Below are 18,898 nucleotides of genomic sequence, written 5' to 3'. Positions count from 1 at the left end.
ACCCTCCGCACGGACCTGTGAATGATCACTGCTACGCTCCGGAAATCGTGCCGGTCACTCCGGTCGTTCACATGTCATCTACATGACACACACCGTCACCGGTGCCCGTCGGGCGCCCGACGCCGCTGCGAGGGGAGGTCGCCCGTGGGCACCGTCGTCGACGACACCGCCTCCGCGGAGTTCCACGCGTTCTTCGAACGCCACTACGCCGAACTGTCCCGGCTGGCGCATCTGCTGACGGGTGAGGCGGACACCGCCGACGATCTGGCGGCGGACGCGCTGCTGGCACTGTGGCACCGCTGGGACCGGGTGCGCGCCGCCGACCATCCGGCGGCGTACGCCCGGGGCGTGGTGGCCAATCTGGCCCGTACCCGGATCCGCAGCGCGGTGCGCGAACGGCGGCGGATCGCGCTGTTCTGGTCGCCGCGCGAGGAACGGATCGAGAATCCCGACGTGCCGGGGGTGGTGGACGTGCAGGAGGCGCTGCGCCGGCTGCCGTTCCGCAAGCGGGCGTGTGTGGTGCTGCGACACGCCTTCGACCTGTCGGAGAAGGACACCGCGCTGGCTCTGGGCGTCTCGGTGGGTACGGTGAAGAGCCAGACCTCGAAGGGGATGGCCGAACTGCAGCGACTGCTGGGCACGCGGGAGGTACCGCGTCAGGTGCACGCGGCAGTGGCGGCCACCGCGGGCGGGGAAGCGGTCGGGAACGCGCGCAAACGCCCCCACGGGGCCAGGGGAAGGAAGCGATGACGATGCGGCGGGACGTGCACGAGGAGCTGCGCGCCCGGCTGCAGGAGGCGGCCGGGGCCCACGAGCCCGACAGGGAGCGCATGCTGGCCCGGGTGGAGCGCGGCATGGCCGGACCGGCCCGCCCCGAGCACCGGGCCGCGCGCCCGCCGGTGTTCGGCTGGTTCCGGGTGGCGGGTGCGACGGCCGCGGTGGCCGGGGTGCTGGCGGTGGGCGGCTACGCGGTCGCGTCCTCGGTGCAGGACGAGAAGCCGCCGCAGCGGCAGGTGGCCGTCTCACCGACGCCCACACCGTCCCCGGAGGCGACGAGCCGGCCGCCCGAGCCGTCGGTGAACCCCGTGCCGGACATCTCCGAGCAGCCCCGGAACACGGCCACCGAGCCCGCGGGAACGCCGAGTCCGGCCGGCGGCCCCGCCCGCCCGCCGGCCGGGGTCGAGGACGGGCCGCTGTGGTCGGACGGCTCGGTGGACCCGCACAGCAACGAGTTCTGGGCGCAGAGCAACGTCACCCTGAAGACCACCGAGCGGCTGGCCTCGCTCACCGTGGAACTGCGGATCGCGCAGACCGGCGGGGTGACCTCCACGGGCGCCTGGCGCTCGCTGCCCGAGGACGACTTCGAGCTCTCGGTGGACGAGCGGGACGGCTTCCTCGTCTACGTCTGGACGCTCAAGGACGGCCGTGCGATCAAGCCCGGCGAGTGGGTCTTCGCGGGGCAGTACGACCACGAGCGCGGCGGCCGGGACGCCGGGGACGACACCTACACGGTGAGGGCCGGCACCGGCTCCAAACAGCTCGCGGTCGGCGGCGGCTTCGCGGCGCAGGACGACGAGGGCGACGGGGACGAGGCGGACGACGAGGACTCGTGAAAAAAGATCGTCCGGAGCGGCAACCCTTTCCGGGGCGGCGGCGACCAGTAGGCGCAAAGACCCTCTCCATGCAAGGACATTGCGCATGACTGCACGACCCGAACAGCGCGCCTCCCACCGCCGCCGGACCACCACGCGGCGGGCCGTGATCGCCGGAGTCTCCGCGCTCGGCATCACGGGGGCGGCGATCGTCACCACGACGATGCTGTCCACCGCGGGCGCCGCATCGACCTGGCCCTCCGACACCGGCAGCAAGCCGGTGTCCAAGACCGTCCCGGTCTCCGGGACGTACGACGGCGGCATGAAGAAGTTCTACGGCACCGGCGCCCTCGGCGGCGGCGGCCAGGACGAGGGCCAGGACCCGGTCTTCGAGCTGGCCGACGGCGCCACACTGAAGAACGTGATCATCGGCACCCCGGCCGCCGACGGCGTGCACTGCAAGGGCAGCTGCACCCTGCAGAACGTGTGGTGGCTGGACGTCGGCGAGGACGCCGCCAGCTTCAAGGGCAAGTCGTCGTCGGCCCAGTACAAGGTGATCGGCGGCGGCGCGAGGAAGGCCGACGACAAGGTGCTGCAGTTCAACGGCGCCGGCACGCTGACCGTCAGCGGCTTCCGGGTCGAGGACTTCGGCAAGCTGGTGCGCTCCTGCGGCAACTGCAAGACGCAGTACAAGCGCACGATCGTGCTGAAGGACATCGACGTCGTCGCGCCCGGCAAGTCGCTCGTCGGCATCAACACCAACTACGGCGACACCGCCACGCTGTCGAACATCCGCATCCAGGGCGACAGCAAGAAGAAGATCAAGACCTGCACCCGCTACCAGGGCAACAACACGGGCAAGGAACCGAAGGACCTCGGCTCCGGCCCCGACGGGAAGTACTGCAAGTTCTCGGCGTCGGACATCACCTACAAGTGATCCCGCCGGGCCCATGACCCCGGGCCGCCGCCCCGACGTGCGGCGGCCCGGTGACCGGCTGCCCGACCCCCCCTCGGGCGGCCGGGACCCCTGGCGGTCCGGACCCCCATCCGGCCCGCCGACCAGGACGCCCCGCCGGTTCACCCGGCGGGGCGTCCGCCTTGTGTCCGGGCCTCCGAACGGCGGGAGCACCCGAGAACTTTCGGCGCTCCCCGCCCCCGACCGCATCTGTCGACGCCTCGCACCCCACTGTGGACCCCGTCGACGGACCACCGGCTGCCCGCGAGCCCGCGGCACGGTACCGTGATCCCGGTGACGCAGGCGGAGTACGACCGGCTGCTCGCCGCGTACCCGCGGAGCCCCACGTCGATCGCGGACGCCACGGCCCCCGGCCGGAAGGGGTACGCCGTCGTCGGCGAGGAGACGAACAAGGTCGTGCTGCCGATGGAGCCGGACGCGGACCTGCGGCGCCTCGCGCCGAAGCTGTGGCCGGCCGCGGGCGCGACGGTCAGCCCGAGGCCCGGTGCGCGCCGCGACTTCCGCGCGCCGCAGACCTGCACGGTGACGGCCGCCGACGGCACCATCGAACCGGTCGTGCCGACCCCGGAGTCGGTCAGGCCGGTGCGCCGCTGACCGACTCCAGCCAGGCGAAGACCTCGTCCTGCATCACGGCGTCGAAGACGTGGCCGCGCTCCGGCCACGTCCTCAGCCGCAGCCGCTCCTCGGCGCCGCGCGAGCGCCACACGGCCCGCAGCCTGTCGTACGCGACCCGCACCCCGTCGGCGGGGAACAGGGTGTCGCGCCCGCCGTGGAAGAACAGCATCGGCTTCGGCGCGGCGATGCTCGCCACGTCGGGGATGTCGAGGTGCCGGGCGAGCCCCGGGTGGAGCATGTGGAACGCCGACTGTCCGCGCAGGACGTTGTTGCCGGGCACCATCATCTCCTTGAGCCCGGTCATCCAGCACACGCTCGCGGCGGCGGCGACGTCGTCGCTGAGGGCGGCCGTCTGCCAGGCGCGGTAGCCGCCCATCGAGAAGCCGAGGGCCGCGATCCGCCGGGCGTCCACGCGGTCGAGACCGGCCAGGAAGCCGGCGGCGCGCACGTCCTCCCGGGCCAGCAGACCGGCCAGGGAGCCGCCGAGGTGGAAGAGGGTGCTCGCCAGGGCCTGCTGCCGCTCGTGGACGAGCGGCTCGCGGTCGCCCCAGCCGAGGGCGTCCGCGCAGAACACCACGTATCCCCGCCGGGCGAGTTCGTCGCCGACGAAGCGCCCGCCGAAGTACCGGTGCGCCCACTCCTCGGCGGAGGCGAGGCGGGGGTCGTCGTACCAGGGCCGGACGCCCTTCTCCTTGCCGATGTCGAACCGGGACCCGTGGTCGTGCAGCAGCAGGACCGCCGGGAACGGGCCGGCGCCCCGCGGGGTGAGCAGGGCGCCGCGGACCCGTCCGTAGCGGGTGAGGGAGAGGGTGACCAGCTCCCGCGTGTACCCGTCGCCGTCCGAGCGGGCGGTGAACTCCGGGGCGTACGGCGTCCCGTCCTGCCGGTCGACGAGGAGGTGCTCCTCGACCACCGCGCGGGCCGTGCGCCGCCACGCGTCGAAGTCCCGGACCGGCGAGGTGCCCCAGGCGAGCGGGAAGGTCAGCTCCTCCTTGAGCACCGTGTGGAATCCGGGCAGTTCACCGGTGGCGGGCATACGGCCGCCAGTCGCCGAGGTACGTCTCCCGGGTGTGCGAGGCGGCCTGCGCGCGGGTGAGCCGGGGACGGTTCTCGGGCACGGTGATCACCGCGCCGGGGCCGGTGTTGCGGTACTCGGCGAAGCGCTGGTCCTGCCAGGGGTACGCGTCCCGCATGTTGGCGTAGGGCGCGACCGCGTCGATGCCCGCGCCGAGGTGGGTCTCGCGCACGGTGAGCATGGGGCGGGCGGTGGTGTCGGAGCTGGGCACCCAGGGGCGGGCCAGCTTGTAGTGGCCGTCGGGGGCCTCGCTGCCGATCCTGCTCCGGGTGACCAGATAACCGCGTGGGTTGGCGCCGGCGGTGGAGGGCGCGAAGACGAAGCCGTACGGCGGGGCCGTGAGGTCGGGGCGGACCAGGGTGCGGAAGTGGCAGTGCTCGAAGACGGCGGTGGCCCGGCCGAAGACGAAGTCGACGTCGCCCTCGGCGTAGCAGTGGGAGAAGTACTGGCGGGCGAAGGTGTCCAGGGACCGGGTGTCGGCGTACAGGGTGTCCTGGTGGCCGAGGAACCGGCAGTGGGTGAAGGCGCTGCGGTCGCCCTGCACCTTGAGGGCGACCGCCTGGGTGCCGCTGGTGCCGGGGAGGTCGGTGCGCAGCCAGTCGTTGGCGAAGGTGATCCAGCGGGCGGTGAAGCCGTCGGGGCGCACGGTGGTGGTGGCCGAGCCGGAGGTGCCGTGGGTGCCGGAGCCGTCCGGCCTGGGGGTGCCGGCCGCGTTGTCGTAGACGATCACCACGTCGCGGGGGTCCTCGGAGGCGCCGAGCCAGGTCATGCCGGTGCGGTCGGCGTCGACGGAGACCGTCTCGCGATAGGTGCCCGGGGCGATGACGAGGACGCGTCCGGTACCGGTGGCTGCGGTGACGGCGGCTTGGACCGCTGTGAAGTCGCCGGCGCCGTGCGGGTGGACGTACAGGGTGCCGGGGGTGAGCCGGGCGGACGGCGAACCGTACCGGCCGAACGGGCCGCGGGGCAGGCGGCCCGCCCGCGCCGGGGCGGCGGAGAGGGCGAGCGCGGCGGGGGCCGTGGCGCCGGCGAGCAGGAGGTTCCTTCTGGACAGGGCCGAGGGCATGCGGGTGCTCCTTGGGGGGGACGGAGCCGGGCCGGCGCGGGCCGCGGTGGGGGCGGACCGCACCGGCCCGGCTGTCGGGAGGGAGGTGTCAGCGGATGCGGCCGGCGCCCGCACCGTGCTTCACCAGGGCCGGGACGGCCCTGGCCGGGTGGACGGCGGTGCGCAGGGTGGGGGTCCAGCCGGCGCCGGACCGCAGGGTCTCGGCCGGGATCTCCGCGTTGTGCACGGCGATCAGGTCGACCCGCCTGCCGTTGACCAGGTTGTGCCCGGCGGTGACCGGCGAGTCGTTCCACCGCTTGAGGATCTTCGCCGGGCTGATGCCCTTCGCCAGGGTGAACGCGTTGTGCTCGGCGACCAGCTGGGACTCCTTGCCGATGCCGAAGCTGTAGGAGTAGCCATCGGTGGCCACGAAGTGGTTGTTGTACACGTCGACCTGGCCGAAGCGGACACGGGGCGCACGCTCGACCAGCTTCGAGAACAGGTTGTGGTGGAACGTCACCTTCAGCTTGCCCCGGTCGCCGACGGCGGTGGACTCGCTGTCGCTGTTGCCGATGAGGATCGTCTTGTCGTGCTCGGTGAAGACGTTCCAGGAGGCGGTGACGTAGTTGGCGCCCCGGACGATGTCCAGCTCTCCGTCGTGCTGCTGGTACAGCATGCCGAAGTGGGTCGGGGCCTCGCTGTCGGGGTGCTCGCCGTCGGTGAACGTGTTGTGGTCCAGCCAGACGTGGGTGGAGCCGTGGACCACGGCGGTGTCGTACTCGGAGTTCCAGTTGCCCCGGCTGCCGTCGGTCGGGTCCCACTGGGGGAAGCAGTCGACCGGGCTCTCGAGGGTGAGGTTGCGGACGATGACGTTGTCCACGCCCTTGATCTGGAGGCTGGCGCCCTTGATGCCGGCGTTCCGGCCGACCCCGATGATCGTGGTGTTGGAGGGGACGTTCACCTTGATGGCGGTGTTCTGGGCGGCGGCGGAGGCCCTGCGCAGCCCCTCCGGGCTGTCGTCGGGCTCGGCGCTCAGGTCCTGCTCCAGGCCCCAGGTCTCCGGCGCGTACGCCTCGAGGTAGGCGTCGAGGTCGTAGCCGGGCGCGGCGAACGCCTCGCAGCCCTCGGAGACCGCGTCGATGGTCCCCTTCACCTTGATGATCTTCGGTGCGTCTCCGCCGTCCGCCAGGGCCGCCTTGAACTCGGCCCAGGTGCGCACGGTGTGGACGTGCTCGCGGTCGGCGGCGGCGCCTCCGGTGGTGCCGGTGCCGTGGGAGGCCCAGCCGTCGCCCGCGCCCAGCGTCTGCCGGGCGGGGTCACGGTGGTGGTGCGACGGGGAGTGGGCCTGGGCGCCCGTGCCGGTCAGGGCCAGCACGAGGGCGGTGCAGCCGGCCAGCGAGGCGGCTCTCACAGTGGCATGCCCATGCCATTTGAATGTGCTCATGGTGCGGCTCTCCTTCTCCATGGTCCAGGGGTGTTAGGCGACGGCCTCCGGCCAGGTGATCCACGACTCCGGTATCTCCGCGTCGAGCCGGCGCACGTCGCGCGGCGCGAGCACCCGGGTGCGCAGCAGCTCCCGGGCGACCAGCCGCGCCACGGCGATCGCGCCCGACGGACTGAAGTGCGTGTTGTCCTGCTCGGTCGCCGTCCAGTTGAAGTACTTCTTGGTCTCCTCCGCCCCGAGCTCCTGCCACAGCGACAGCGACAGCGCCTGGACGTCGAGCAGCGCGACCCGCTCCTCGGCGGCCAGCGCCCGCATCGCCGCCGGGTACTCCCCGTGGCTCGGCACGGCACGTCCGTCCGCGCCGAACCGCCGCCGCTCCACGGCGGTGGCCAGCACGGGCCGCGCCCCGCGGGCCCGGGCCCCGTCGACGTACATCCGCAGGTACTCCTGGTACGTCGACCAGGGCTCGGTGTAACGGGTGGGGTCGGTGGTCTTCTCGTCGTTGTGCGCGAACTGGACGAGGAGGAAGTCACCGGGCCGGATCGAGGAGAGGATCGCCTCGAGCCGCCCCTCGTCCACGAAGCTCTTGGAACTCCGCCCGTTCACCGCGTGGTTGGCGACGGCGAGGTGTCGGTGCAACAGGAAGGGCAGCGCCGTCCCCCACCCGGTCTCGGGCGCGGCGTCGGCGTACTTCTGCGCGGCGGTGGAGTCACCGGCGATGTGGAGGGTGCGGGAACGCCGGCCGGGCGTCGCTTGCGCGGTCCCGCCCATGGCGAGCGCAAGAGGAACGCCGATCCCAGCGACGGCAGCCTGTCTACGCGTGAGGGACACGAGCTGTGCCTTTCAGCAGGGGTGGTGGTGCGCCCCCTCGGGGGCGCGGAGCTGTACCGGTGTGCGGCTCCGCCGCGTGGGCGCGAGCGACCGGGGACGGCCCGCGGCCGAAGCGGAACGAGCCGCCCCCGGCGGGAGGAACCCGCGTCAGCCCATCTGCTCCTGCCACTCGGCCTGCGCCTCGTTCAGCTGCTCGGCCATCGTGTCCAGGAACTTCTTCGCGCTCATGTCCCCGAGCAGGACCTTCTGGAAGTTCGGCTCGTTGTCCGCCTTGGAGATCGTGTTCCAGTCCGGCAGGTAGTACGGCAGCTGGACGATGGTCGTGGAACCGTCGCTCAGCGCCTCCGCGGCCAGCTTCGTGGGCTCCGCCTTGTTGATCCACTCGTCCTTCGCGGCGTCCGCGTGCGCCGGCACCTGACCGGCCGACTCGTTGAACTTCGAGTTCGACTGCGCCGACGTGGCGAACTCGATGAACTTCCAGGCGGCCTCCTTGTTCTTGGAGCTCTTGAACAGGCCGACGCCGTCGACCGGGTTGGAGACCTGGACCCGCTTGCCGCCGGGCCCGGTCGGCTGCGGGATGCCGCGGAACTTGTCGGCGGTGAGCGCCTTGACGTGGTCCTGGTACGAACCGAGGTTGTGGTTCAGCATGCCGATCGTGCCGGAGTCCCACTGCGCGACCATCTTGGTGAAGTCGTTGTTCAGGTCGGCCGCGGGGGTGACCTTCTTGAACAGAGCCGCGTACTTCTCCAGGGCCTCGACGTTCTTCGGGTCGTTGAGCGTGGTCTTCTTGCCGCTGGAGTCCCAGAACGAGGTGATGCCGGACTGCCCGTACATCGCGTCCAGGGCCTGGGCGATGGAGCCGGCGCCGCCGCGGATGGTGTAGCCGAACTCGTTCTTGCCCTTGTTCGTCAGCTTCTCGGCGGCCTCGTAGAACCGGTCCCAGGTGGTCGGCTCCTCCAGGCCCGCCTTCTCGAACAGGTCGGTGCGGTAGTACAGGACGCCGTTGTTCGCCGAGGTCGGGATCGAGTACAGCTTGTCGTCCCCGCCGCCGGCGGCCCGCATCGACTCGATCATGTCCTTGTTGAGCTTGCCGTTCAGCGGCGACTTGGCCAGCCGGAAGTCCAGCGTGTCGAGCGCGCCCTGGGCGGCGAAGCCCGCGAGCATCGAGGCGCTGATGCCGCCGACGTCCGGCAGGCCGTCGGCCTGGATGGCGGTGTCGACCTTGGACTGGTACTCCGTGGAGGCGATGCCGACGTACTGGACGTCGATGTCCGGGTTCGCCTTCTCGAAGTCGGCGATGATCTCCTTCCAGATCTCGGTGCGGACACCGCCGTTGTTGTCCCAGAAGACGATCTCTCCCTTGCCACTGCCCTCGGCGCCGTCGCCGCCCGCGCCGCCGTCGTCCCCGCAGGCGGTGGCGGTCAGGGCGAGCACGGCGCTCAGGGCGACGACGGCCGACGCGCGGCGTCCGCCTGTGCTGTTTCCGAGAATGCTGATCTTCATTGGTCGGCTCTCTTCTTCTGGATCCAACGGACTGTGAAGTTGTGGGGGGTCTGTCAGGACCGTCCGGCGGTGTTCAGCCGTGCGCCGGGGCGTTGATCCTGAACCGGGTGAACGTGGCGGTACCGGCGTGTCCCTGACCGGTGGGGGCCACGGCGACCAGGCCGAGCAGGGCGCCGACCCAGCGCCAGGGGGTGGCGGCGAAGACCTGGCCGGAGGGGCGGAAGCCGTCCCCGGTGTCGCAGGAGAAGCGGCAGCGCGCCCCGGCGCCGATGTCGACGCGGAGGCGGGCCCGGCCGCCGGGAGCGGGCCTCGGGTGGTCGGCGTCGCGTTCCCTCCTCCCCTGCCCCGAAGGCGTGGGAGGTGCCCCCGTGGCGGCCGTCTCGGCGAACCGGTGCACCAGGTGCACCGCGCCGTCCGCGCCGCGCTGGAGCCCGATCCAGCGGTAGGCGTCCCCGAGGACGGCGAGTCCGGCGCGTGCCCCGGGTTCCTCGCTGTCGAGCCGCAGTTCCACCTCGACGGTGCACGGGGTGCCGGGCAGCCGCTGGGTGAGTACGTGGGGCAGTGCGCGCAGGTCGTGCGCGTCGGCGGAGCGGACGCAGGTCAGCCGCAACCCGTCGGCGGAGTGCTGGGTGGTCCAGCCCTCCTTCGGGTTGGCGGTCCACTGCCACTGACGGCCGTGGCGTCCGCCGGGGAAGTCGTCGTCGGTGGCCGGCGCGGCGGGCGGCTGCGGCGGCAGGTCCGGACGGCGGTGCTCGGCGACCGGGGCGCCGTCGTGCCCGAGCACCGGCCAGCCGTCCGGATCCCAGCCCATCGGCTGGAGGTGCACGACACGGCCGTACGGTCCGCGCTGCTGGAAGTGCAGGAACCAGTCCTCGCCGGACGGGGTGCGCACCCAGCCGCCCTGGTGGGGGCCGTTGACGTCGGTGTCCTTCTGCTCCAGGACGACCCTCTCCTCGTACGGTCCGAAGAACGCGCGGGAGCGGAAGGCGCCCTGCCAGCCGGTCTCCACTCCCCCGGCGGGGGCGAGGATCCAGAACCAGCCGTCGTGCCGGTAGAGCTTGGGCCCTTCCAGGGTGAACCAGCCGGGGATGCGGTCGGCGTCGACGATCACCTTGCCCTCGTCGAGGAGTTCGGCGCCGTGGGGGTGCATCCGGTGGCCGGTGAGGCGGTTCTTGACGCCGCTGCGGGAGTTGGCCCAGGCGTGCACGAGGTAGGCCTCGCCGGTCTCGTCGTCCCACAGGGGGCACGGGTCGATCAGCCCTTTGCCGGCCTTCACCAGGTGCGGCCGGGTCCAGGGGCCGCGGATCTCGGGGGCGTTGACCTGGAAGATGCCCTGGTCGGGGTCGCCCCAGAAGATCCAGAACCGGTCGTCGTGGTGGCGCAGGGACGGGGCCCAGACCCCGCAGTCGTGCCGGGGCGTCGTGAACTCGCTCTCCGGTTCCAGCCGTTCGAGGGCGTGACCGACGAGGGTCCAGTTGACCAGGTCGCGGGAGTGCAGCAGGGGCAGTCCGGGGACACGGCCGAAGCTGGAGGCGGTCAGGTAGAAGTCGTCGCCGACGCGGACCACGTCCGGGTCGGACCAGTCGGCGTTCAGGACCGGGTTGCGGTAGGTGGTGTCGGTCCGCTCGGCGGTCACGGGTTCACCGCCTTGCGGACCAGGGCGGCGGCGGCGCTCCGGTCGAGGCGGCCGTCGGCGACGACGGTGACGATCCGGCGGACCACGGCCCCGCCGGCCGGGAGGGGCAGCCGTGCGGTGTGGGCGAGGGAGGAGCCGACGCCCGGGTACTCGGCGGTGCGGACGAACCAGGGGTCCTGCCGGGTCCGTTCGGTGGCCCCCGCGAAGACGAGCGTCCAGGTGGATCCGGCGAGCGCGATCCAGTCGGCCGGCCGGCCGTGCGCCTCGCCCTCGCCCTCGGTGCGGTCGGTGAAGACGTCCGGGGCCGCCTCCTCCTTGCGGGCCCGCCAGAAGAAACCGCCGTACGCGGCTCCGGGGCGGCCGTTGGTGGCGGGGCTGCCGATGGAGAGCGGCGCGCCCGTGACGTTGGTGAGGGAGAAGGTGAAGTCCAGCGCCCAGGCGGTGCCCGTGAGTTCGGTGACGGCGACCGTGCGGCGCTCGCGCAGCAGCTCGCCCGGCGCGGCCGTCCAGCGCAGCTCCTCGACGAACCCGTCGGGGTCGCGCAGCTGGTAGGCGGTGTGCCGCTGGGAGCCGTGGTTGTCGAGCTCGGTGGGTCCCTGATCGCGGACGTAGGTGCGTCCGCCCCAGAAGTTGAACCCCTCGACGTCGGGAACGGCGACACCGACGCCGAGGTGGTGTGCGTGGTCGGCGGGGCTCAGCTCGGTGACCGCCGTGCCGGCCAGGGTGGTGACGGGGTGCAGGTACGGCCGTGGGGAGAGCCGGGCCGGCAGTTCGGGCCGGGTGACGTACCGGCCGACGGGCCGGCCCGCGACGCGCAGCACCACGGAGTCGTTGCCGGTCATCGGGTGCTCACCTCTTTCGGCAGGTGGTGGGCGGGCAGGGCCCAGGAGGCGCCCAGCTCGGAGTAGAGGGACAGGGTGTCGGCGGCGGCCGCGACGAGACCGTCGACACCGGGCACCACCCGGCGGTTCTCACCGGGGACGTGCCGCCAGACGTCGGCGGGCAGCGGAGCCGGATCGGGAGCCGTGCGGATCGCCTCGACGACCTGCATGAAGGCGCCAGTCCCGTCCGGGGTGACCAGCAGGGGGGTGCCGTCGGCGAGATGGGCGACGAGGTTCTCCAGCAGGTCGGTGCGGCCGAACCGCATCTCCTCGGGACCGTGGTCCGCGCGCTGGAGCAGGACGCGGTCCTGCTTGTACCAGAAGGTGATCCGGCCGCTGGTGCCGTGCACCATGACGTACGGCTCGTCCGCCCGCTCCGCGCACAGGGTCGCGGCGACGGTGACCGGACCGCCCCGCGCGGTGGTGATCCGCACGCAGGAGGTGTCGTCGGACTCGATGTCGTTGGCGCGCAGCAGCTCGGTCTCGATGCCTGCGACGTCCTCGGCTCGGGTGCTCCCGGCGAGCGCGAGGGCGGTGGCGACGGCGTGGGCGAGCGGGTTGGTGAGCGCCCCGTCGACCACGTCGACGCCGTTCAGCCGACGCCGTCCCGCCCAGGGTGCCCGCCGGAAGTACTCCTCGGTCCGCACCCAGGCGCCGGCTCCGCCGATCCCCACCACCCGGCCGACGGCGCCGCCGTCGACCAGGTCGCGGATCGCGGGCACGGCGTGCGAGCCCAGCGACTGGAAGCCGATCTGGCAGGCCACCCCGGCCGCGGCGACCCCGTCGGCCATCCGCCGGTACTCGGCGTACGACGGCGCCGGCGGCTTCTCCAGCAGGATGTGCACGCCCCGCTCGGCCGCCGCGAGGGCGAGATCGGTGTGGGTCGGGATCGGGGTGCAGATCACCGCGATCCGGGCGCCGGTGGACTCCAGCAGCGCGCCGAAGTCGGCGGACTGTTCGGGGAGTTCACCGCCGAACTCGTCCTCGGTGAGCGGGGTGAGCTCGCAGATCCCGGCGAGCCGCAGAAGTCCCTCCGCCTCGAGGCGTCGGATGTTCGCCACGTGCCAGCGTCCGTGGCCGCGTGCGCCGGCGAGGACGACCGGCAGCGGGGCGTCGGGCACGGTCCGTGGTGAGGTCATCCCTTCACCGCCCCCGCGCTGAACCCGGTGACCAGCCACTTCTGGATGAAGGCGAACACGATCACGACGGGGACGGCCGCGATGATGCCGCCCGCGGCGAGCGCGCCGAGGTCGACGCTGTCCGCGCTCATCAGGGTGTTGAGGCCGACCGGGATGGTCTGCTTCTCCTGGTTGTTGAGGAACATCAGGGCGAACAGGAAGTGGTTCCAGGAGTGGACGAAGGCGAAGGAGCCGACGGCGATCAGACCGGGCCGCAGCAGCGGCAGGACGACCACCCGGAAGGCCTTGAACCGGTTGCAGCCGTCGACCCAGGCGGCCTCCTCCAGGGAGTACGGCACGTTCTTGATGAAGTTGCTGATCAGGATGATCGACAACGGCAGCTGGAAGACCGTCTCGGCGATGATGACGCTGCCGAGGGAGTTGATCATCTGCAGTTCGGCGAAGATCTCGAACAGCGGGACCAGGAGCAGCGCGCCGGGCACGAACTGGGAGCAGAGCAGGGCGAGCATGAAGGCCCGCTTGATCTTGAAGTCGAACCGGGCGAGAGCGTAGCCGCCGGCCAGGGCGACCAGCGTCGTCATGATCAGGGTGGCGACGCCGACCAGCACGCTGTTGTAGAAGAAGGTGCCGAAGCTGCGGTCCGTCCAGACCTTCTCGAAGTGGACGAAGGTCATCGGCCAGGGCACGAGCGAGGTCGAGCCGGCCGGGCGGAGCGAGAAGAGCAGGATCCAGTAGAAGGGGATGAGGGTGAAGACGAGGTAGATGCCCAGCGGCAGGTAGATCTGCCAGCGCGGCGCCTCGTCCCAGGCCCGGCGCTTCCTGGCCGGCCGGGGCGGCTCGGGGGTGGTGCGCGTGGGGGCGGGGGCGGCCGGGGTGGCCTCCTTGGTGATCACTTCTCGCCTCCGAACTTGCTCAGCCGCAGGTAGACCATCGAGCAGAAGAGCAGGATGACGAACGCGACCGTGGTCAGGGCCGACGCGTAGCCGAAGTTGTGTGCGTCCACCGAGGTGTTGGCGATGTACAGCGGCAGTGTCGTGGTCTCGCCCGCGGGTCCGCCGCCGGTCAGCGTGTAGAGCAGGTCGACGTTGTTGAACTCCCACACCGCGCGCAGCAGCGTGGACAGGATGATGGCGTCCTTCAGGTGCGGCAGCGTGATGTGCCAGAACTGCTTGATGCGGCTGGCCCCGTCGACCTCGGCGGCCTCGTAGAGGTCCTTGGAGACGGACTGGAGGTCGGCGAGGATGAGGATCGCGAAGAAGGGGACACCGCGCCACAGGTCGGCGACGACCACCGCAGGGAAGACGGTGGAGGTGTCCGACAGCCAGCTGACGCCGTAGTCGCCGATGCCCATGTCCGCGAGGTAACGGGTGATGCCGGTCTGCGAGTTGTAGAGCAGCACCCAGATCGCGGAGGTCAGCACGCCGGAGACGGCCCACGGCGAGAAGACCATGGCCCGGCCCAGGGCGCGGCCGACGAAGGTCTGGTTGACGATGAGGGCGAGGGCCAGGCCGAACAGCAACTGCAGTCCGACCTCGACGAAGACCCACTTGGCGCTGAAGACGAGGGTGTCCCAGAACAGCGGGTCCTCGGTGAAGATGTGCGTGAAGTTGTCGAAGCCCGCGTAGCCGTTCCGCCAGGGCTTGGTGGGATTGTAGTTCTGCAGGCTGTAGTAGAAGACGCTGATGACCGGGTAGGCGATGAAACCCAGCATGAGCAGGGCGGCCGGCCCGATCAGCAGGTAAGGGAGCCTGCGGGGCGTGGCGGAGGCACGGCGCCGCCGGGGTGGCCTGGGCGGTTTCGCCACGGCTGCGGCATGGGCCATGACTGTTCTCCGTTTCTCGGTACGTCTTGCTGTGTGGTACGTGTGCGGGTGAAGCGCTTTCTTCGTATGTGTGCGGAGTCCGGACGGGCGGCCGGTCAGCCGGCGTACGGGTCCTGGACCGTGCCCGGGCGGGCGAGGAACTCGAAGTCGCAGCCGGTGTCGGCCTGCGTGATCTGCTCGTTGTAGAGCGCGCCGTAGCCGCGCTCGTAGCGCACGGGCGGCGGCGTCCACTGCGCCCGGCGACGCTCCAGCTCCTCGTCGTCGACGTCGAGCCGGAGGATGCGGTTCTCGACGTCGAGGGTGATCGAGTCACCGGTGCGCACCAGGGCGAGCGGCCCGCCGACGTACGACTCGGGGGCGACGTGCAGGACGCACGCGCCGTAACTCGTCCCGCTCATCCGGGCGTCGGAGATCCGCACCATGTCCCGCACCCCCTGCTTGAGCAGGTGGTCGGGCAGCGGCAGCATCCCGTACTCGGGCATGCCCGGTCCGCCCTTGGGGCCGGCGTTGCGCAGGACCAGCACGCTGTCGGCGGTGATGTCCAGCGCCGGGTCGTTGATGGTCCGCTGCATCTGCCTGTAGTCGTCGAAGACGACGGCGCGGCCGGTGTGTTTCAGCAGGTGCGGTTCGGCGGCGATGTGCTTGATGACGGCGCCGTCCGGGCAGAGGTTGCCGCGCAGTACGGCGACCCCGCCCTCGGCCGCGACCGGGTTGTCCCGGGGACGGATGACGTCGTCGTCGTGCACCTGCGCGCCGGCGATCTGCTCGCGCATCGTGTCGTGGCAGACGGTGGGACGGTCCAGGTGGAGCAGGTCCGGGATCCGGGAGAGGAACCCGGGCAGCCCGCCCGCGAAGTGGAAGTCCTCCATCAGGTACGTCTGTCCGCCGGGCCGCACGTTGGCCAGCACCGGGACGGTGCGGGCGAGGCGGTCGAAGTCGTCGAGGGTGAGCCTGACGCCCGCGCGTCCGGCCATGGCGATCAGATGGATGACGGCGTTGGTGGAGCCGCCGAGTCCGAGGACGGTCGTCACCGCGTCCTCGAAGGCGTCCGCGGTGAGGATGTCGCTCAGCCTGCGGTCCCTGTGGACCAGGTCGACGATCGTCATCCCCGCCCTGGCGGCCATCCGGTCGTGCCCGGAGTCGACGGCCGGGATGCTGGACGCGCCCGGGACCGTGACGCCGAGGGCCTCGGCGGCGGCGGTCAGCGTGGACGCCGTGCCCATGGTCATGCAGTGGCCGGGCGAGCGGGCCAGACCGCTCTCCAGCTCCTGCATCTCGCAGTCGCCGATGACGCCGGCCCGCTTGTCGTCCCAGTACTTCCACATGTCGGTGCCGGAACCGAGGACCTCGTTGCGCCAGTGCCCGGGCAGCATGGGCCCGGCGGGCACGAACACGGCGGGCAGGCCGGCGCTGGCGGCGCCCATCAGCAGGGCGGGCGTGGACTTGTCGCAGCCGCCCATCAGCACGGCACCGTCGACCGGGTAGGAGCGCAGCAGCTCCTCGGTCTCCATGGCGAGGAGGTTGCGGTACAGCATGGGGGTCGGCTTCTGGAAGGTCTCGCTGAGGGTGGAGACCGGGAACTCGAGGGGGAAGCCGCCCGCCTGCCAGACGCCCCGCTTGACGGCCTGCGCGCGGTCGCGCAGGTGGACGTGGCAGGGGTTGATGTCGGACCAGGTGTTGAGGATCGCGATGACGGGCTTGCCCAGGTGCTCCTCGGGCAGGTAGCCGAGCTGGCGGGTGCGGGCGCGGTGGCTGAAGGAGCGCAGGCCGTCGGTGCCGTACCACTGGTGGCTGCGGAGCTGCTCGGGGGACTTCATATCGACCACCCCGCGGTGATGGCGGCGACCTCGGCGCGCTCGCTCTCGGGCAGCGGCCTGCTCGGCGGGCGGACCTCGCGGCGGCACAGGCCGAGGGAGGCGAGGGCCTCCTTGACGACGGTGACGTTGTTGGCGGAGCCGTTGGCGGCGCGCAGTTCCTCGAAGCGGCGGATCTGCTCCCACACCTTCATGGCGGTCGGGTAGTCGCCGGAGCGCAGCGCCTCGATCATGCTCAGCGAGACGGAGGGGGCGACGTTGACCAGACCGGACGTGAAGCCGGTGGCGCCGGCCGAGAAGTAGGAGGGGGCGTACGGCTCGGCGAGCCCCGCGACCCACACGAACCGTTCGAGTCCCGCGTCCCGGGCGAAGGCGGCGAACTTCGCCGCGTCCGGCACGGCGTACTTCACGCCGATCACGTTGGGGCAGGCGTCGGCGAGTTCGGCGAGCCGGGCACCGGTGAGCTGCGCGTTGCGGATGTAGGGGACGACGCCCAGTTCGGGCACGGCCCCGGCGATCGCGCGGTGGTAGTCGACCCAGCCGCTCTGGGAGACGTAGGGATGGACGGGCTGGTGCACCATCACCATCTGCGCGCCGAGTTCACGGGCGTGCCGCGCGGAGGCGACTGCGGTGGGCACGTCGTGGCCCACGCCGACCAGGATCGCCGAGCCGCCGCCGGCCTCCTCGACCGTCAGCTCGGTGACCAGCCGGCGCTCGTCGGGGGTCAGGGCGTAGAACTCGCCGGTGTTGCCGTTGGGGGTGAGGGTCGTGATGCCACCGTCGAGGAGACGACGCAGCAGGGCCCGGTAGGTGTCTGGGGCGACGGAGCCGTCCTCGGCGAACGGGGTCACCGGGATCGCCACCACGTCGGCCAGGGCCGCCCGCTGGGTCTCGAACGTCGTTGTCATGCCTGTCCGTCCTCTTTCTGGGCTTCCGGGGCCGCCTCGAGGTCCTCCTCGACCTCGGGGAAGGCCCGTCGCACGAACGACGCGATGTGCGAGTGCAGGGCGCGGGCCGCGCCGTCCGCGTCCCCGTCGAGCGCGAGCCGCAGGATCTCGCGGTGCTCGTTCGCCTCCTGTTCCCAGGAGGGGTCGGCGGCCCAGGCGACGGCCGAGACGAGGGCGGCCTGGTCGCGGACCTCGTCGAGCATCCGGCCGAGCAGCGGGTTGCCGCAGGGCAGGTAGAGGGCGCGGTGGAACTCGCGGTTGGCGAGCGACCGTTCGGCGGTGTCGTCGGCCCGGTCGGCCCGGGTCAGCGCGTCCCGCGCGGCGTCCAGGGAGGCGCCGCGGCGCACGGCGCGCTTGAGTGCCTCGGGTTCCAGGAGCAGCCGCACGTCGTAGACCTCGCGTGCCATGTCCGCGTCGACCATGCGCACCGTGACGCCCTTGTACTGGCTCATCACGACCAGGCCGGTGCCGGCCAGGGTCTTGAGCGCCTCGCGCACCGGGGTCTTGGACACCCCGAACTGTGCGGCGAGGTCGGTCTCGACCAGGGCCTGGCCCGGCGTGAACCGACCAGTCAGTATGCGGCGTTTGATCTCCTCCCGCACGTACTGCGTGCGGGAGGGGATCGGCGTGGGCACAGAGGTCATGCGCGCCTCTCGGATTTCGCGTCGGATCTCGCGTATCGGATCTCGCGTATCGCGTCTCATATATGACGTACGGAGTACGACGCGATGACCGTAGGAGTGGCCCAGAGTTTCGTCAATGCTTCTGGCACAGAAAGTTTCTGTTGCCTCACACGGCGTACGTGCGGCCCTCCCGGGCGGCGGTGGTGGGTCCGCCGAAGGCGGAGGCGGCCCGGGCGGTCGCCGCCTCGGGGGTGAGCGCGGGGCCGACATGGGTGACGAGGAGTTCGCGCACGCCCGCCCGCCGGGCGGTGTCACCGACGTCCTCGGGGGTCAGGTGGACCCGTTCGCTTCCGCGATGCTCGGTGATGTCCGCCTCGCAGAGGAACAGGTCGGCGTCGCGGGCGAGTCCGGTGAGGGCGGCGCACGGCCCGCTGTCCCCGGAGTAGGCGAGGACCCGCCCCGCGCACTCGGCGCGCAGCCCGTATGCCTCGACGTCGTGGACGACGGCGCTGGAGGTGAGGGTGAGACCGCCGTGGCGGACGACCTGCCCGTCGCACAGCGGCCGGAAGTCGAACGTGCCGCTGAGGAAACCGGCGTCGGGGCGCCCGAGGAACCCGGCGATCCGCTGCGCGCAGCCGGCCGGCGCGTGGACCGGGATCGGTGCGGGAGGGGTGAGCCCGCCGTACGCGAGGCCGTACACGGCGGCGAGCAGATCGGCACTGTGGTCGGCGTGCAGATGGGAGATCCATACGGCGTCGATGCCCGCCGGGTCCGTGTGCCGTTGCAACTCGGCGAACGTCCCGAACCCGGCATCGACCCACACCTCGGCGCCCCCGCCGCGCAGGAGGTACCCGGAGCTGGGTCGGTCCGGGCCGGGGTGCGGGGAGGCGGTGCCGAGGACGGTGAGAGTGAGGGACATGCGGTGGAGCGTACGGCGGGGGCACCGGTACGCGCG

17 protein-coding genes and 1 pseudogene are annotated in these 18,898 nt (G+C 71.8%); 4 read left to right on the top strand and 14 right to left on the bottom strand.

The window, feature by feature from the left end; all coding sequences use genetic code 11:
• The first annotated feature begins 144 nt into the window (after window positions 1–144).
• The 4 genes and pseudogenes from KYY02_RS18570 to KYY02_RS18555 form a co-directional block, all read left to right on the top strand.
• Entirely contained in the window at window positions 145–750 is a 606-nt protein-coding gene (locus KYY02_RS18570; RefSeq protein ID WP_371239207.1) for a SigE family RNA polymerase sigma factor, read from the top strand.
• Window positions 747–1,613: a hypothetical protein gene (locus tag KYY02_RS18565; protein ID WP_371239205.1), complete on the top strand. Its 867-nt coding sequence runs from the start codon at window positions 747–749 to the stop codon at window positions 1,611–1,613. Before KYY02_RS18570 ends, KYY02_RS18565 begins: the two co-directional genes overlap by 4 nt.
• Before the next feature lie 85 nt (window positions 1,614–1,698).
• A complete protein-coding gene (locus tag KYY02_RS18560) occupies window positions 1,699–2,529 on the top strand; it encodes a pectate lyase (protein WP_371239203.1) in 831 nt (276 codons plus the stop codon).
• 252 nt (window positions 2,530–2,781) lie between these two features.
• Window positions 2,782–3,150, top strand: a pseudogene (locus KYY02_RS18555) (SGBP N-terminal domain-containing protein); the annotation flags it as partial.
• Here KYY02_RS18555 and KYY02_RS18550 read toward each other — a convergent pair.
• The 14 genes from KYY02_RS18550 to KYY02_RS18485 form a co-directional block, all read right to left on the bottom strand.
• Window positions 3,143–4,219, bottom strand: coding sequence for a dienelactone hydrolase family protein (locus KYY02_RS18550; RefSeq protein WP_371239201.1), 1,077 nt, complete (start codon window positions 4,217–4,219; stop codon window positions 3,143–3,145). The pseudogene KYY02_RS18555 and the gene KYY02_RS18550 sit on opposite strands and share 8 nt — an antisense overlap.
• Window positions 4,203–5,324: a pectinesterase family protein gene (locus KYY02_RS18545; protein WP_371239198.1), complete on the bottom strand. Its 1,122-nt coding sequence runs from the start codon at window positions 5,322–5,324 to the stop codon at window positions 4,203–4,205. Before KYY02_RS18545 ends, KYY02_RS18550 begins: the two co-directional genes overlap by 17 nt.
• Window positions 5,325–5,412: 88 nt before the next feature.
• Window positions 5,413–6,747, bottom strand: a complete 1,335-nt coding sequence (locus KYY02_RS18540) for a pectate lyase family protein (protein ID WP_371239196.1) — start codon at window positions 6,745–6,747, stop codon at window positions 5,413–5,415.
• A 33-nt stretch (window positions 6,748–6,780) separates the two neighbouring features.
• Entirely contained in the window at window positions 6,781–7,578 is a 798-nt protein-coding gene (locus KYY02_RS18535) for a rhamnogalacturonan acetylesterase (RefSeq protein ID WP_371239194.1), read from the bottom strand.
• 147 nt (window positions 7,579–7,725) lie between these two features.
• Entirely contained in the window at window positions 7,726–9,081 is a 1,356-nt protein-coding gene (locus tag KYY02_RS18530; protein ID WP_371239192.1) for an ABC transporter substrate-binding protein, read from the bottom strand.
• 73 nt (window positions 9,082–9,154) lie between these two features.
• Window positions 9,155–10,717 (bottom strand): glycoside hydrolase family 43 protein, encoded by a 1,563-nt coding sequence (locus KYY02_RS18525; protein WP_371239190.1) that lies wholly within the window; start codon window positions 10,715–10,717, stop codon window positions 9,155–9,157.
• Entirely contained in the window at window positions 10,714–11,559 is an 846-nt protein-coding gene (locus tag KYY02_RS18520) for a DUF6807 domain-containing protein (protein WP_371239188.1), read from the bottom strand. The genes KYY02_RS18525 and KYY02_RS18520 overlap by 4 nt, the downstream gene beginning before the upstream one ends.
• The gene (locus tag KYY02_RS18515) at window positions 11,556–12,737 is read right to left on the bottom strand and encodes a Gfo/Idh/MocA family protein (protein ID WP_371239186.1); all 1,182 of its coding nucleotides are present in this window, start codon (window positions 12,735–12,737) and stop codon (window positions 11,556–11,558) included. The genes KYY02_RS18520 and KYY02_RS18515 overlap by 4 nt, the downstream gene beginning before the upstream one ends.
• The gene (locus KYY02_RS18510; protein WP_371239184.1) at window positions 12,734–13,630 is read right to left on the bottom strand and encodes a carbohydrate ABC transporter permease; all 897 of its coding nucleotides are present in this window, start codon (window positions 13,628–13,630) and stop codon (window positions 12,734–12,736) included. The genes KYY02_RS18515 and KYY02_RS18510 overlap by 4 nt, the downstream gene beginning before the upstream one ends.
• Window positions 13,627–14,559, bottom strand: a complete 933-nt coding sequence (locus tag KYY02_RS18505; protein ID WP_371239182.1) for a carbohydrate ABC transporter permease — start codon at window positions 14,557–14,559, stop codon at window positions 13,627–13,629. The genes KYY02_RS18510 and KYY02_RS18505 overlap by 4 nt, the downstream gene beginning before the upstream one ends.
• Window positions 14,560–14,654: 95 nt before the next feature.
• Window positions 14,655–16,376, bottom strand: coding sequence for an L-arabinonate dehydratase (araD, locus tag KYY02_RS18500; RefSeq protein WP_371239180.1), 1,722 nt, complete (start codon window positions 16,374–16,376; stop codon window positions 14,655–14,657).
• The gene (locus KYY02_RS18495; RefSeq protein WP_371239178.1) at window positions 16,373–17,281 is read right to left on the bottom strand and encodes a dihydrodipicolinate synthase family protein; all 909 of its coding nucleotides are present in this window, start codon (window positions 17,279–17,281) and stop codon (window positions 16,373–16,375) included. Before KYY02_RS18495 ends, araD begins: the two co-directional genes overlap by 4 nt.
• Window positions 17,278–17,964 (bottom strand): GntR family transcriptional regulator, encoded by a 687-nt coding sequence (locus KYY02_RS18490; protein WP_371239176.1) that lies wholly within the window; start codon window positions 17,962–17,964, stop codon window positions 17,278–17,280. The genes KYY02_RS18495 and KYY02_RS18490 overlap by 4 nt, the downstream gene beginning before the upstream one ends.
• Before the next feature lie 145 nt (window positions 17,965–18,109).
• On the bottom strand, window positions 18,110–18,862 hold the full coding sequence (locus KYY02_RS18485) for an MBL fold metallo-hydrolase (RefSeq protein WP_371239174.1): 753 nt from the start codon (window positions 18,860–18,862) through the stop codon (window positions 18,110–18,112).
• Between the last annotated feature and the right edge of the window lie 36 nt (window positions 18,863–18,898).

Origin of the sequence: Streptomyces pimonensis, assembly GCF_041380215.1 — a bacterium.
Lineage (GTDB): Bacteria > Actinomycetota > Actinomycetes > Streptomycetales > Streptomycetaceae > Streptomyces > Streptomyces pimonensis.
The sequence above is the reverse complement of the archived record's forward strand: the minus strand, read 5'-3'. Positions and strand labels throughout refer to the sequence as shown.

What these genes read in the sequence shown, in the direction of transcription:
- KYY02_RS18565 (WP_371239205.1), top strand. Translation starts at nt 747, where the DNA reads ATGACGATGCGGCGGGACGTGCACGAGGAGCTGCGCGCCCGGCTGCAG.
- KYY02_RS18560 (WP_371239203.1), top strand. Translation starts at nt 1,699, where the DNA reads ATGACTGCACGACCCGAACAGCGCGCCTCCCACCGCCGCCGGACCACC.
- KYY02_RS18550 (WP_371239201.1), bottom strand. Translation starts at nt 4,219, where the DNA reads ATGCCCGCCACCGGTGAACTGCCCGGATTCCACACGGTGCTCAAGGAG.
- KYY02_RS18545 (WP_371239198.1), bottom strand. Translation starts at nt 5,324, where the DNA reads ATGCCCTCGGCCCTGTCCAGAAGGAACCTCCTGCTCGCCGGCGCCACG.
- KYY02_RS18540 (WP_371239196.1), bottom strand. Translation starts at nt 6,747, where the DNA reads ATGAGCACATTCAAATGGCATGGGCATGCCACTGTGAGAGCCGCCTCG.
- KYY02_RS18530 (WP_371239192.1), bottom strand. Translation starts at nt 9,081, where the DNA reads ATGAAGATCAGCATTCTCGGAAACAGCACAGGCGGACGCCGCGCGTCG.
- KYY02_RS18520 (WP_371239188.1), bottom strand. Translation starts at nt 11,559, where the DNA reads ATGACCGGCAACGACTCCGTGGTGCTGCGCGTCGCGGGCCGGCCCGTC.
- KYY02_RS18515 (WP_371239186.1), bottom strand. Translation starts at nt 12,737, where the DNA reads ATGACCTCACCACGGACCGTGCCCGACGCCCCGCTGCCGGTCGTCCTC.
- KYY02_RS18505 (WP_371239182.1), bottom strand. Translation starts at nt 14,559, where the DNA reads ATGGCCCATGCCGCAGCCGTGGCGAAACCGCCCAGGCCACCCCGGCGG.
- araD (WP_371239180.1), bottom strand. Translation starts at nt 16,376, where the DNA reads ATGAAGTCCCCCGAGCAGCTCCGCAGCCACCAGTGGTACGGCACCGAC.
- KYY02_RS18495 (WP_371239178.1), bottom strand. Translation starts at nt 17,281, where the DNA reads ATGACAACGACGTTCGAGACCCAGCGGGCGGCCCTGGCCGACGTGGTG.
- KYY02_RS18490 (WP_371239176.1), bottom strand. Translation starts at nt 17,964, where the DNA reads ATGACCTCTGTGCCCACGCCGATCCCCTCCCGCACGCAGTACGTGCGG.
- KYY02_RS18485 (WP_371239174.1), bottom strand. Translation starts at nt 18,862, where the DNA reads ATGTCCCTCACTCTCACCGTCCTCGGCACCGCCTCCCCGCACCCCGGC.